The sequence below is a fragment of the Clostridium sp. MD294 genome, assembly GCF_000364165.2.
Lineage (GTDB): Bacteria > Bacillota > Clostridia > Lachnospirales > Anaerotignaceae > Coprocola.
On record NZ_CP097810.1, the window covers coordinates 2,068,155 to 2,081,174 of the forward strand.

15 protein-coding genes are annotated in these 13,020 nt (G+C 30.9%); 14 read left to right on the forward strand and 1 reads right to left on the reverse strand.

Features of this window, described 5'->3' with window-relative positions; genetic code table 11:
• Positions 1–50: 50 nt before the first annotated feature.
• The 3 genes from C820_RS10470 to C820_RS10480 are packed head-to-tail and all read left to right on the forward strand — an operon-like array spanning position 51 to position 2,285.
• The gene (locus C820_RS10470; RefSeq protein ID WP_004034108.1) at positions 51–1,565 is read left to right on the forward strand and encodes a DUF1538 domain-containing protein; all 1,515 of its coding nucleotides are present in this window, start codon (positions 51–53) and stop codon (positions 1,563–1,565) included.
• A gap of 24 nt (positions 1,566–1,589) precedes the next feature.
• Positions 1,590–1,946, forward strand: a complete 357-nt coding sequence (locus tag C820_RS10475; protein ID WP_004034107.1) for a hypothetical protein — start codon at positions 1,590–1,592, stop codon at positions 1,944–1,946.
• Positions 1,947–1,952: 6 nt separating this feature from the next.
• Positions 1,953–2,285, forward strand: a complete 333-nt coding sequence (locus C820_RS10480; protein ID WP_004034106.1) for a P-II family nitrogen regulator — start codon at positions 1,953–1,955, stop codon at positions 2,283–2,285.
• Positions 2,286–2,311: 26 nt separating this feature from the next.
• Here the strand turns inward: C820_RS10480 and C820_RS10485 are convergent, their stop codons facing one another.
• Positions 2,312–3,376, reverse strand: coding sequence for an NAD(P)H-dependent flavin oxidoreductase (locus C820_RS10485; protein WP_004034105.1), 1,065 nt, complete (start codon positions 3,374–3,376; stop codon positions 2,312–2,314).
• A 365-nt stretch (positions 3,377–3,741) separates the two neighbouring features.
• On the opposite strand from C820_RS10485, the gene C820_RS10490 reads away from it, so the two are divergent.
• From C820_RS10490 to C820_RS10540, 11 genes are all read left to right on the forward strand, one after another.
• Positions 3,742–4,713 (forward strand): beta-ketoacyl-ACP synthase III, encoded by a 972-nt coding sequence (locus C820_RS10490; protein ID WP_004034104.1) that lies wholly within the window; start codon positions 3,742–3,744, stop codon positions 4,711–4,713.
• 28 nt (positions 4,714–4,741) lie between these two features.
• Complete coding sequence (locus tag C820_RS10495; protein WP_004034101.1) at positions 4,742–4,969, forward strand: acyl carrier protein; 228 nt, start codon at positions 4,742–4,744, stop codon at positions 4,967–4,969.
• A 31-nt stretch (positions 4,970–5,000) separates the two neighbouring features.
• Entirely contained in the window at positions 5,001–5,942 is a 942-nt protein-coding gene (gene fabK, locus C820_RS10500) for an enoyl-[acyl-carrier-protein] reductase FabK (RefSeq protein WP_004034099.1), read from the forward strand.
• A 120-nt stretch (positions 5,943–6,062) separates the two neighbouring features.
• The gene (gene fabD / locus C820_RS10505; protein ID WP_035295522.1) at positions 6,063–6,995 is read left to right on the forward strand and encodes an ACP S-malonyltransferase; all 933 of its coding nucleotides are present in this window, start codon (positions 6,063–6,065) and stop codon (positions 6,993–6,995) included.
• 16 nt (positions 6,996–7,011) lie between these two features.
• Positions 7,012–7,740: a 3-oxoacyl-[acyl-carrier-protein] reductase gene (gene fabG / locus C820_RS10510; RefSeq protein WP_004034085.1), complete on the forward strand. Its 729-nt coding sequence runs from the start codon at positions 7,012–7,014 to the stop codon at positions 7,738–7,740.
• Positions 7,741–7,753: 13 nt separating this feature from the next.
• The gene (gene fabF, locus C820_RS10515) at positions 7,754–8,992 is read left to right on the forward strand and encodes a beta-ketoacyl-ACP synthase II (protein WP_156801387.1); all 1,239 of its coding nucleotides are present in this window, start codon (positions 7,754–7,756) and stop codon (positions 8,990–8,992) included.
• A 2-nt stretch (positions 8,993–8,994) separates the two neighbouring features.
• The gene (gene accB / locus C820_RS10520; RefSeq protein ID WP_004034081.1) at positions 8,995–9,465 is read left to right on the forward strand and encodes an acetyl-CoA carboxylase biotin carboxyl carrier protein; all 471 of its coding nucleotides are present in this window, start codon (positions 8,995–8,997) and stop codon (positions 9,463–9,465) included.
• 25 nt (positions 9,466–9,490) lie between these two features.
• Positions 9,491–9,910, forward strand: a complete 420-nt coding sequence (gene fabZ / locus C820_RS10525; RefSeq protein ID WP_035295518.1) for a 3-hydroxyacyl-ACP dehydratase FabZ — start codon at positions 9,491–9,493, stop codon at positions 9,908–9,910.
• 23 nt (positions 9,911–9,933) lie between these two features.
• Positions 9,934–11,277 (forward strand): acetyl-CoA carboxylase biotin carboxylase subunit, encoded by a 1,344-nt coding sequence (locus tag C820_RS10530; RefSeq protein ID WP_004034079.1) that lies wholly within the window; start codon positions 9,934–9,936, stop codon positions 11,275–11,277.
• Positions 11,278–11,296: 19 nt separating this feature from the next.
• Positions 11,297–12,175 carry an acetyl-CoA carboxylase, carboxyltransferase subunit beta gene (accD, locus tag C820_RS10535; RefSeq protein WP_004034078.1) on the forward strand — a complete coding sequence of 293 codons (879 nt, stop codon included), beginning with the start codon at positions 11,297–11,299 and terminating at the stop codon, positions 12,173–12,175.
• Positions 12,168–12,974 (forward strand): acetyl-CoA carboxylase carboxyltransferase subunit alpha, encoded by an 807-nt coding sequence (locus tag C820_RS10540; RefSeq protein ID WP_004034077.1) that lies wholly within the window; start codon positions 12,168–12,170, stop codon positions 12,972–12,974. Before accD ends, C820_RS10540 begins: the two co-directional genes overlap by 8 nt.
• Positions 12,975–13,020: the final 46 nt, after the last annotated feature.

Consider the following 13,020-nt stretch of genomic DNA (forward strand, 5'->3'; position numbering starts at 1 on the left):
TGCCGATTTAGAGGATATTTTATTTTATAACAAATAAAGGAGGGAGCAATTTGTATCAATTTTTAAAATCAAAAGTACTAGAAGCACTTTCATCAGTTATTCCTATTGTAATTATTGTATTAGTTTTAAATTTTACTATTGTACCTATGCCATGGTATAGCATACTTCTATTTTTAATAGGATCTATTTTTCTAATATTTGGTATGGGACTATTTACATTAGGAGCAGATATTGCTATGATACCTATGGGTGAAAGAGTAGGAGCACAACTTACAAAATCAAGAAATCTAATATTTTTAATATTAATTTCATTGTTATTTGGTATGATGATTACAATTGCTGAACCAGATTTACAAGTTTTAGCAACACAAGTTCCATCTATTCCTAATATGACATTAATATTGTCTGTAGCAATAGGTGTTGGTTGTTTTCTTGTATTAGCACTATTACGTATATTGTTTCAGATTAGTTTAGTAAAGTTGTTAGTTATTTTTTATGTTATTGTATTTATATTGGCATATATTTCGCCAACCCGATTTCTAGCAGTTGCTTTTGATTCTGGTGGTGTTACAACAGGTCCTATTACTGTACCATTTATAATGGCTTTAGGTCTTGGAGTAGCTTCTGTCCGTGGAGATAAAAATTCTCAAGAAGATAGTTTTGGTTTAATTTCATTATGCTCAATAGGGCCTATATTAGCAGTTTTATTTCTTGGATTATTTTTTGGTATTTCTTCAGAAGATTATGTAGTAGAAACACAACATACAGTAAAAACAGTAAAAGAAATTTTATTTTTATTTTTAAATAAATTTCCTCACCATTTTATAGAAGTAGCAATAGCACTTTCTCCTGTTGTTATTTTCTTTTTAATTTTTCAAAAGTTTTATTTAAAATTACCAAAACATTATATTCGAAAGATATATGTTGGTATTATGTATACTTATATTGGCTTAGTATGTTTTTTAACAGGGGTTAATGCAGGTTTTATGCCAATAGGTAATTATATAGGAAATAAAATTGCCCAACTATATTATAACTGGATATTAGTACCTATTGGAATTATTATTGGTATGTTTGTTGTAATTGCAGAGCCAGCTGTTCATGTATTGACAAAACAGGTAGAAGAAATTACAGGTGGTAATATTACAAAGAAAGCAATACTTATTAGTTTATCTTGTGGTGTTGGTATTTCTATTGGTTTAGCAATGATTAGAGTATTAACAAATGTTCCTATTTGGTATTTCTTAATACCTGGTTATGGTATTGCTATATTATTATCTCATTTTGTTCCTAAAATTTTTACAGCAATTGCTTTTGATTCTGGTGGTGTTGCTTCTGGTCCTATGACTGCAACATTTTTATTACCATTAGCTATGGGAGCTTGTCAAGCATTAAATAGGGAAATTATGACGAATGCTTTTGGTATTGTAGCTATGGTTGCCATGACTCCTCTTGTGACTATACAAATATTAGGTTTAATTTATACCATAGGAGAGAAAAGAAGAAACTTGCAGACTACTATAAAAACTCATAAAGAAGAGGACAATGATATTATTGAATTTTGATTAAAATAAGGAGATTTTTTAAAAATGGCAAAAGTAAAAAAAGTAAAGCCTCTAAAATTAATGATTACTATTGTAGATAGAGGAAAAAGCAAGAAATTAATGTCTTATTATAAAAGTCAAGGTATTAACTTTTCTATTTTATGTTTTGGAAAAGGAACAGCAAGTTCAGAAATATTAGATTATCTTGGACTAAATGAAGAAGAAAAAGATGTATTTATTTCTACTGTATATGCAGATGATATTCCTAAAATATTTGCTCAATTAAAAGAAAAAACAGAATTCCATAAAGCTGGTAAAGGTATTGTTTTTACTATTTCATTAGATAGCATTGGTGGAATGTCATCATTTTATGCACTAACGGGTATTTCTAAGGAGGAATAGTATATAATGAGTCTGAATAAAAAATATGCTTTAGTAATTGCTATTGTAAATCATGGTTATTCTTCTGATGCTATGGAAGCAGCAAAAAAGGTGGGGGCTACAGGAGGAACTATTTTACATGGGCATGGTGTGAGTGGTAGGGAAGCAGCAAAATTTTTAGGTATTACAATTAACGAAGACAAAGAAATTTTAATGATTGTTGCTAGAGAAGAAATTAAGCAAAAAATTATGATGAATATTTCTTCTGAAATGGGCATGAACTCTCCTGCAAAAGGAATTGTATTTTCATTACCTATTGATGATGTCTATGGATTGTTTTCAGGTAATATTGATGTATAAAATAGAAAATCCCCCTAAATGGGGGGTTATTGATTTAATTCATCTATAATTTCTTTTACAGTTGTAATTTTATTTACCTTATATGCGTTAGCTCCACAAAATAATAGAGAATTTTGTATATTTCCATTTGCAGCACGAATTAAAGCTTCTGTAATACAATAAGGTGTTGTAGCTGGATTACATTTTTCTAAGCATTTATAGCATTTTGTTATATTTTCTTTTTCTACTTTTCTCAGTTCCATAAAAGGATTATTAATAGCACGTCCTGGCATACCAACAGGGCTTTTTACAATAGTAATATCTTCTTTTTTTGCATTAATATACGACATTTTAAATTCTATGTCAGCATCACACTCTTGTGTAGCAACAAAACGAGTTGCCATTTGAACACCATCACAACCCAAATTTATATAATGATCAATATCATTTCTATCATATACACCACCAGCAAAAATAACTGGAAAATGACGATTATATTTTTCTTCAAAGCTTTTTACATAAGCAATAATATTTTCAACTTCTTTATCGTAATAAGCATAATCGTCTTGTAGTCCTAAAAGTAGTTCTTTTTCTGAAAATCCTAAATGACCACCTGCTTTAGGACCTTCAATTATAACAAAATCTGGCATACGTTCTCCTCTTTTATCCCAACGATGCAATAGAACTTTTGCTGCTTTCACAGAAGAAACAATAGGGGCAAATTTAATAGAAGAGTTGCCTATTAGATTAGGTAATTCTATAGGTAATCCTGCACCAGATATAATAATATCTGCACCATTTTTAATACAACATTCTACATAATCTGCATAATGAGTTGCTGCTCTCATAATATTAACACCAATGATACCATCATTAGAGATTTCTTTTGCTTTTTTAATATGATAAGCTAGTGCTTTTAAATTTGTTTCTACTGTATTTGTTAAAAAATCTTTAGATAGAAAACCTGGTTGTGCAGCAGAAATAGTACCTATAGCACCTTCTTTTGCTACAGCTCCAGCTAGAGAAGATAAACTAATGCCAACCCCCATTCCTCCTTGTATAATTGGAATAGGTATGGTTAAATCACCAATATGGAGTGGTTTTAGCTTCATAAATGTGACCCTCCTTTTAACAAGATATAAAATCAAAATGAAATAAATTTTTGAAAATAAAATTATTTTAATACATAGTTTCTGTAACTATGTGATGTAGATTTAATATTATTAACTATAAAAAAATATATTACAAATATAAGTTATTGTCAATATATCTTGCATTAATTGTTGCATTTTACTCAAAAATATTTTAGAATTAAATGTATTATTTTTAGAATAAAGATTGACGTATGAAAAAAAGTATCATATACTTTGATTATTAAAGTATTTGGTATATAATAAATTTTAGAGAGAAAGATATGGAAAATATAAAAAATTAAATTTACATTTGCAAAAATATTTCTAAGCAAGGGAGAAAAAATATGATTTTTTCAAAAATTAAATGTACAGGCTCTTATGTTCCTGAAAAAATCGTTACGAATGATATGCTTTCTCAATATGTTGATACAAGTGATGAATGGATACGTTCTCGTAGTGGTATAGAAAAGCGACATTTTTCAGAAGGAGAAAATACATCAGATATTGCTGCTAAAGCAGCACTAAATATTTTAAAAGATGGTAATATTAATGCATTAGATATTGAATTAATTATTGTTGCAACTGTTTCACCTGACTATACAACACCATCTACAGCGTGTTTAGTACAATCAAAAATAGGTGCAGTGAATGCAGTTGCTTTTGATTTAAGTGCAGCTTGTTCAGGTTTTATTTTTGGTGTTAGTACAGCAGACAAATTTATAAAAAATGGCGTTTATAAAAATGCGTTAGTAATTGGTGCTGAGGTATTGTCAAAACACTTAAATTTTAAAGATAGAAGTACCTGTGTATTATTTGGTGATGGTGCTGGTGGTGTCTTTTTAGAAAAGGCAGAACATGGAGGTATATTAGCAGAAGAAATAGGCAGCGATGGAAATCGTGGTATGTCTTTAACTTGTGCTGAAAAAAAGGCTTCTCATATATTTAATACTGAACTAGTAGAAGAAGATAATTTTTTACACATGGATGGTAGAGCCATTTTTGATTTTGCTACAAGACAAACACCAAAATGTATTTTACGTTTAATTGAAAAATCCGGGATTTGTGCTGAACAGTTGAAGTATGTTATACCTCATCAAGCGAATGCTCGTATTGTAGAAATTATATCCCGAAAAACAAAAATACCTTTACAAAAATTCTATATGAATATTGCTGAATACAGTAATACCTCCGCTGCAACTATTCCTATTGCATTAGATCAAATGATGAAAAAAGGATTATTACAGCAAGGAGATTATATATTAATGGCAGGTTTTGGAGGTGGACTCACATGGGGTGGGTTACTTATAAAAATGTAAATAAAAATTATATTAAGGAGGCATAAAAATGGAAGTATTAGAAAGAATTAAAGAAATTATTGCTGAACAAACAGGAAAGGATATTGCTGAAATTACACCAGAAACAAGTGTTATGGAAGATTTAGAAGCAGATAGCTTAGACTTATTTCAAATTATAAATGATATTGAAGATGAGTTTGATGTAAAAATTGAAGATACAGAAAAAATTAAAACTGTTGCTGATGTTGTAAAAATTGTAGAAGAAAATCAGCAATAATTTTGTAACAAAAGATAAGGAGAACAAACTTATGTATGAAAATATTTGCGAAATGCTTGGAATAGAATATCCTATTATACAAGGTGCTATGGCATGGATTGCTACTCCAGAATTAGTTGCAGCAGTATCAAATGCAGGTGGTTTGGGAGTTTTGGCAACAGGTCATTTAAATGGTGAAAGCTGTCGTGAAGCTATTCATAAATTAAAGGAAATGACAGATCGTCCTTATGCAGTGAATATTATGTTGTTGTCCTCTTATGCAGAAGAAATTGCAAAAGTACTCTATGAAGAAAAGGTTCCAGTTATTACAACAGGTGCAGGTAGTACTATTACACATTTAAAAGCCTTCCAAGAAATGGGTGCAAAGGTTATTCCTGTTATTCCTTCTGTAGCAATTGCAAAACGTTTTGAAAAAGATGGTGTAAATGCTGTAATTGCAGAAGGTATGGAATCTGGAGGACATGTTGGAAAAACAACAACAATGGCACTTGTACCACAAGTTGTTGATGCTGTTAATATTCCAGTTATTGCAGCAGGAGGTATTGCAGATGGTAGAGGTATGGCAGCTGCAACTATGTTAGGTGCTTCTGGATTTCAGCTTGGCACAAGATTTTTAGTTGCAAAAGAATGTACAGTACACCCTAATTTTAAACAAAGAATATTAAAAGCAAAAGATATTGATACTACAATAACTGGTTTATCTACAGGTCATCCTGTGCGTGTTATTCGTAATAAAATGGCACGAGCTTATGAAGCATTAGAAAAACAGAATGCACCAGCAGAAAAATTAGAAGAACTAGGTACAGGTGCATTAAGAAAGGCTGTTCATGACGGAGATGTTGAAAATGGTTCTGTTATGTCTGGTCAAATTGCAGGTTTAGTAACAAAAGAACAGACCGCAAAAGAGATAATAGAGGAACTTTACTGTGAATATATAAATATCATGAAAGACGCTGTAAAAGTTATGAGATAATAAAGCTCTATTTGAAATAAAAACAAAGTATTAAAAAATTAAAAGGGAGCATATGCTCCCTTGCTTATCATTATCATAAAATGTCGATTGAAAAAATAATTTAAAAAAAATAGGAGAAAAATCATGAAAACAGCTTTTTTATTTAGTGGACAAGGTGCACAATATGTCGGTATGGGAAAAGAGTTGCAGGAACAATATGTTTGTGCAAAAGAAATGTTTCAAAGAGCAGATAATGCTTTAGGTTTTTCTCTTAGCGATATATGTTTTAAACAAGAAATAAAATTAAATCAAACAGAATTTACACAACCAGCTATATTAACTATGAGTATGGCAACATTAGCTTGCTTAAATGAAAAAGGAATAAAAGCAGATTATGTAGCTGGTTTAAGTTTAGGGGAATATAGTGCATATACGGCGAGTGGTGTATTTCAATTTGAAGATGCAGTGAAATTAGTACAAAAAAGAGGACGTTTTATGACAGAAGCTGTACCAGAAGGAAAAGGCAGTATGTATGCTATTATTGGCATGGAAAGGGAACAAATAGAGAATATTTGTAAGGAATATAGTAAATTTGGTTTTGTAACACCTGCAAATTATAATGCACCAGGACAGATTGTAATTGCAGGTGAAACAGATATAACTTCGAAAGCAGCAGCAGCAGCAAAAGAAAAGGGTGCTAAAATAGTATCAAAATTAAATGTAAGTGGTCCATTTCATACTGCACTATTAAAATCTGCATCTGAAAAATTATCAAAAGAGTTGCAACAGCTACATTTACATGATATGAATATACCTGTTATTACAAATGTAACTGGCCAAGAAGTTGAAAATAATGAGGATATTATTCCTCTTTTAATAAAGCAAGTTATGAGTCCTGTTAAATGGGAAGAAACGATATTAACATTGTCTTCAAAAGGTGTTGATACGTTTATAGAAGTTGGTCCTGGTAAAACATTAAGTGGATTTGTAAAAAGAACAGTAAAAGGAGCAACAATACTTAATGTAGAAAATCAAAAAACATTAGAAAAAACAATAGAAAAATTGTTAGGATGAAAATGGAGGAGAGGATATGTTAAAAGGAAAAACAGTTTTAGTAACTGGTGCAGCAAAAGGAATTGGAAAAGCGATAGCTACTTCTTTTGCAAAAGAAGGATGTAATATTATATTAAATTATAGAAGCACTATTTCTGATGATTTTATTGTAGAAATTAAAAATTATGGCGTTGAATGTTTACCAATACAAGGCGATGTTTCTGATTTTGACAAGTCAAAAGAAATTATTGAAAAATCAATAGAAACATTTGGTAGTATTGACATTTTAGTAAATAATGCAGGTGTTACAAGAGATGGCCTTTTAATGCGTATGTCTGAACAAGATTTTGATACCGTATTAAATACCAATTTAAAGGGTAGTTTCAATATGACACGTCATGTAATAAACTATATGATTAAAAAGCGTTCAGGAACTATTATTAACATTTCTTCTATTGTAGGAGTAATTGGAAATGTAGGACAAGTAAATTATGCCGCTTCTAAAGCTGGTATAATAGGTATGACAAAGTCTATTGCAAGAGAAGTAGCTTCTCGTGGCATCACTTGTAATGCCATTGCACCAGGATTTATTCAAACGGATATGACAGCAGTATTAAAAGAAGATATTATAAAACAAATGACAGCACAAATTCCTATGAAGAAATTAGGACAAGTAGAAGATATTGCACAAACAGCAGTATTTTTAGCAAAAAGTCAATATATCACAGGTCAAGTTATACATGTAAATGGTGGTATGGCAATGTGATAAGGAGGTATAAATCATGAAAAGATGTGTAGTCACAGGTATGGGTGCAATTACTCCATTAGGAAACGATGTCGAAAGCTATTGGGAAGGATTGAAAAATGGTGTTTGTGGCATTGATTATATCAAAAAATTTGATACAGAAGGATTTAAAGTAAAAATTGCTGGAGAAATAAAAAATTTTGAAGTTGAAAAATATGTAGCAAAAAAAGAAACTAAAAGGAATGATATGTTTTCTATTTATGGTATTGCTGCTGCAACCCAAGCTTATGAAATGAGTGGTTTAAAAGAAGGAGATGTTGAGCCAATTCGTTTTGGTACAATTGTTGGTTCTGGTATTGGAGGTTTATGGACAATAGAAGAACAAATTATTAAACTTAATGAAAGAGGGCCTTCTAAGGTATCTCCTTTATTTATACCAATGGCAATTGGCAATATGGCAGCAGGAAATATTGCATTAAAATTTGGAGCAAAAGGTACTTGTGAATCTATTGTAACAGCTTGTGCAACAGGAACAAATTCTATTGGTGAGGCTTATAGAAATATAAAACATGGATATTTAGATGTGTGCTTTGCAGGAGGTGCAGAGTATTCTATTACAAAAATTGGATTATCTGGTTTTAGTAATTTAACAGCATTAACAACGTGTGATGACCCTAAAAAAGCTTGCAGACCTTTTGATAAAAATAGAAGCGGCTTTGTTATGGGAGATGGTGCTGGTATATTATTGTTGGAAGAATTAGAGCACGCTTTAAATAGAGGAGCCAAAATTTATGGAGAAATTATAGGATATGGTTCAACTTGCGATGCATATCATATTACTGCTCCATGTCCTGATGGAGAAGGTGCAGCAAATGCTATTAAAATGGCTATAGATGAAGCTGCAATTAGCCCAAAAGATTTAGGTTATATTAATGCACATGGTACTAGCACAGAAGCAAATGATGCAGGAGAAACAGCAGCAATTAAACGTGCATTAGGTGACTATGCTTATCAAATCCCAGTTAGTTCTACAAAATCTATGACAGGTCATTTATTAGGTGCTGCAGGAGCGATTGAAGCAATTGCTTGTATCAAAGCATTAGAGGAAGGATTTTTACCACCTACTATAGGATATGAAGAAAAAGATGAACTTTGTGATTTAGATTATATTCCAAATGTAGGAAGAAAATCTAATATAAAATATGCTTTGTCTAATTCATTAGGCTTTGGTGGACATAATGGTGTACTTTGCTTTAAAAAGTGGGAGGATTGAATATGACCTATGCAGAAGTAAAAGAATTGATTTCTATCATAAATAGTTCAGCTTTAACAAATTTTGAATTAAACATGGATAATGTTTCTGTTAAAATGAGTAAAAATAAGGAAACAGTTACTTCTCAAATAACAACACAACATACTGTATCTAATTCTAATGTAGAAACATCTCCTATACAAATGCAAACAACAGAAATTACAATACCTACTACTCCAGAAACAATAGTAGAACTGAGTGGCAATATTGTAAAATCGCCTATTGTAGGAACATTTTATGCTGCTCCTGGTAGCGATAAACCAAGTTTTGTAAAGGTAGGAGATAAAGTACAAGAAGGTGATATTCTTTGTATTGTAGAGGCTATGAAAATTATGAATGAAATTACAAGTCCATATATAGGAGAGATTGCAGAAATTTATGTTTCAAATGAGGAATTAGTAGAATATGGACAACCTTTGTTCAGGATTAAGTAAAAAGAACAGTGGAGGAAATAAAAAAATGAATATAGAAGAAATTATGGCTATTATACCTCATAGATATCCTTTTTTATTGATTGATAAAATAGAAGAAATTATACCTGGAGAAAAAGTTGTTGCAGTAAAAAATGTGACAATGAACGAAGAATTTTTTCAAGGACATTTTCCTAATAGACCAGTTATGCCTGGTGTATTAATTATTGAAGCTATGGCACAAGCTGGTGCTGTTGCAATATTATCTATGGAAGAATATAAGGGAAAAACTGCATTATTTGGTGCGATTGATAAAGCAAAGTTTAGAAAGCAAGTTGTACCTGGTGATGTGTTGCGTTTAGAAGTAAGTATTATAAAATTGAAAAAAAATGCAGGCATTGGAAAAGGTGTAGCATATGTTGGAGATAAAAAAGCTGCTGAGGGTGAGTTTACATTTTTAATAGGTTAAATTCTCCTATGGAGGTGTTTTGAGTGTTTCATAAAGTATTAATTGCAAATAGAGGAGAAATTGCTGTTCGTATCATAAGAGCCTGCAGAGAAATGGGTATTGCTACTGTTGCAGTTTTTTCAGAACCAGATAGAGATGCACTTCATACACAATTAGCAGATGAAGCTATTTGTATTGGTCCTGCAAAAGGAATAGATAGTTATTTAAATATGGAAAATATTATTAGTGCAGCTGTAGCCAAAAAAGTGCAAGCAATTCATCCAGGTTTTGGATTTTTAGCAGAAAATAGTACATTTGCAACAATGTGTCATGAATGTAATATACAATTCATAGGTCCTTCTGCAGAAGTAATTGATAAAATGGGAAATAAAGCAAATGCTAGAGAAATGATGAAAAAAGCAAATGTACCTGTTGTACCAGGTAGTGATGGTACTGTAAACACATTAGATGATGCCATTAAAATAGCAAAAAAAATAGGTTATCCTGTTATGATTAAGGCATCAGCAGGCGGTGGTGGTAAAGGTATTCGTATTATTAAAGAAGAAAAAGAACTACCACAAGCATATCAATCTGCTAAAAGTGAAGCAATTGCAGCATTTGGCGATGATAATATGTATATGGAAAAAGTAATTGAACATGCTAGACATATAGAAATACAAATTTTAGGTGATCGTTTTGGAAATATAGTACATTTAGGAGAAAGAGATTGCTCTTTACAAAGAAGAAATCAAAAAGTGTTAGAAGAAGCACCATCTATTGCTATTTCTAATGAAACAAGAAAAAAAATGGGAGAAGCTGCTATTAGAGCTGCAAGAATTGTAGGATATGAAAATGCTGGTACAATAGAATTTTTATATGATAAAGAAGAAAATTTTTATTTTATGGAAATGAATACTCGTATACAAGTAGAACATCCAGTCACAGAAATGATTACAGATATAGATATTGTAAAAGAACAATTAAAAATCGCTTCTGGGGAAAAATTGGAATTAAAACAAGATGAAATTGTAATAAATGGTCACGCCATTGAATGCAGAATTAATGCAGAAAATCCTAAACTTAATTTTGCACCTTCTCCAGGACATATTGATTTTTTACTTATGCCAGGAGGTATGGGAACAAGAATAGATAGTGCTATTTACGCAGGCTGTGATATTCCACCTTTTTATGATTCTATGTTAGCAAAGGTAATTGTTCATGGCAAAAATAGAATAGAAGCTATTGAAAAAATGAGACGTTGTTTACATGAATTTGTTATTGAAGGTGTAACAACTAATATTGAATTTATGGAAGAAATTTTGACAAATGAAAAATATATGAAGGGAGATTTTGATACTTCTTTTATAGCAGAAGAAATTATAAAATAATTATTGGAGGGAATTATTCATGAAATTATTTAAAAAAAAGAATTATATTAGAATGAATCCTCCTGAAGCCATTTCTACAACAGAAATAGAAACTCCTAGTATACCAGATGGACTTTGGATAAAATGTAATCATTGTGATAAAATAATTTATACAAAAGAAATTAATAAATATAAAATTTGTCCAAATTGTGGATATCACTTTCGCTTAACTGCGAAGGAAAGAATTCTTTTAACTGCTGATGAAAATTCTTTTAAAGAATTTGATAGTAATATGCAGGCAAAAAATCCTATGGATTATCCTGATTATGATAAAATTATAAAAAAAGCACAATCAAAAACAGAATTAAAAGATGCTGTAATAACAGGATATTGTGAAATTGGAGGATATCATTCTATTTTAGCTGTAATGGATAGTCATTTTATGATGGCATCTATGGGTTCTGTAGTAGGAGAAAAAATTACAAGAGCGATAGAAATAGCAACAGAAAAAAAATTGCCTATTATTATATTTACTGCCTCTGGTGGAGCTAGAATGCAGGAAGGAATTATTTCTCTTATGCAAATGGCAAAAACAAGTTCTGCATTAAATCGTCATGGAAAAGCAGGTTTATTATATATTTCTGTTATAACGGATCCTACAACTGGAGGAGTTTCCGCTAGTTTTGCTAGTTTAGGAGATATTATACTTTCAGAACCTAATGCAACAATTGGTTTCGCAGGTAGAAGGGTAATTGAAGGTACAATTAATGAGAAATTACCTGATGAATTTCAAACAGCTGAATTTCAACTTGAACATGGGTTTTTAGATAAAATTGTAACTAGGACAGATATGAGAGATATGTTAATACAAATTTTAAAATTACATTATCAAAAAGAGGAGGTCTTTGAAAATGGATAATATAGCTATGGAAGTTGTAAAAAAATCCAGAATGGTATCAAGACCTACTACGTTGGAATTTATACAGCATATATTTACTGATTTTATAGAATTACATGGTGATAGATACTTTGCAGATGATAAAGCTATTGTAGGAGGTATTGCTTTATTAGAAGAGCAGCCAGTTACTGTTATTGGCGTACAAAAAGGTCATACTATAGAAGAAAATGTAAAAAGAAGTTTTGGTTCGCCAAATCCAGAAGGATATAGAAAACAATTACGTTTAATGAAACAAGCTGAAAAATTTAATAGACCTGTAATACTTTTTGTAAATACTTCTGGTGCTTATTGTGGTATTGGAGCAGAAGAAAGAGGACAAGGTGAAGCTATAGCTAGAAATTTAATTGAAATGGCTGGGTTAACTGTACCAATTATTAGTATTTTTATAGGAGAAGGCGGAAGTGGTGGTGCTTTAGCACTTGCTCTAGCAGATAGAGTATGGATGTTAGATAATGGAATGTATGCTGTATTATCTCCAGAAGGTTTTGCTAGTATATTATGGCGTTCTCCAGAACGCTCAGCAGATGCAGCAGAACTTATGAAATTAACTGCTCCAGATTTATTAAAGAATGGTGTAATTGAAAAAATAATACCAGAAGCAGAAAATGGATTAGCAGAAAATTTAGAATATACAACAGTAATATTAAAAAAAGCGTTAATAGAAGAACTAAACATATTAAGTGATTTAACGACAGAAGAATTATTAAATCAGCGTTATCAACGTTTTCGCAAATATGGTGAATTTACAAATGAAATGTAAAAAATAAAAATACCTATTATTCCTATGTAGGTATTTTTATTTTTTG

What these genes read in the sequence shown, in the direction of transcription:
- accB (WP_004034081.1), top strand. Translation starts at nt 8,995, where the DNA reads ATGACCTATGCAGAAGTAAAAGAATTGATTTCTATCATAAATAGTTCA.
- C820_RS10490 (WP_004034104.1), top strand. Translation starts at nt 3,742, where the DNA reads ATGATTTTTTCAAAAATTAAATGTACAGGCTCTTATGTTCCTGAAAAA.
- accD (WP_004034078.1), top strand. Translation starts at nt 11,297, where the DNA reads ATGAAATTATTTAAAAAAAAGAATTATATTAGAATGAATCCTCCTGAA.
- C820_RS10485 (WP_004034105.1), bottom strand. Translation starts at nt 3,376, where the DNA reads ATGAAGCTAAAACCACTCCATATTGGTGATTTAACCATACCTATTCCA.
- C820_RS10480 (WP_004034106.1), top strand. Translation starts at nt 1,953, where the DNA reads ATGAGTCTGAATAAAAAATATGCTTTAGTAATTGCTATTGTAAATCAT.
- fabK (WP_004034099.1), top strand. Translation starts at nt 5,001, where the DNA reads ATGTATGAAAATATTTGCGAAATGCTTGGAATAGAATATCCTATTATA.
- fabZ (WP_035295518.1), top strand. Translation starts at nt 9,491, where the DNA reads ATGAATATAGAAGAAATTATGGCTATTATACCTCATAGATATCCTTTT.
- C820_RS10495 (WP_004034101.1), top strand. Translation starts at nt 4,742, where the DNA reads ATGGAAGTATTAGAAAGAATTAAAGAAATTATTGCTGAACAAACAGGA.
- fabG (WP_004034085.1), top strand. Translation starts at nt 7,012, where the DNA reads ATGTTAAAAGGAAAAACAGTTTTAGTAACTGGTGCAGCAAAAGGAATT.
- C820_RS10475 (WP_004034107.1), top strand. Translation starts at nt 1,590, where the DNA reads ATGGCAAAAGTAAAAAAAGTAAAGCCTCTAAAATTAATGATTACTATT.
- C820_RS10540 (WP_004034077.1), top strand. Translation starts at nt 12,168, where the DNA reads ATGGATAATATAGCTATGGAAGTTGTAAAAAAATCCAGAATGGTATCA.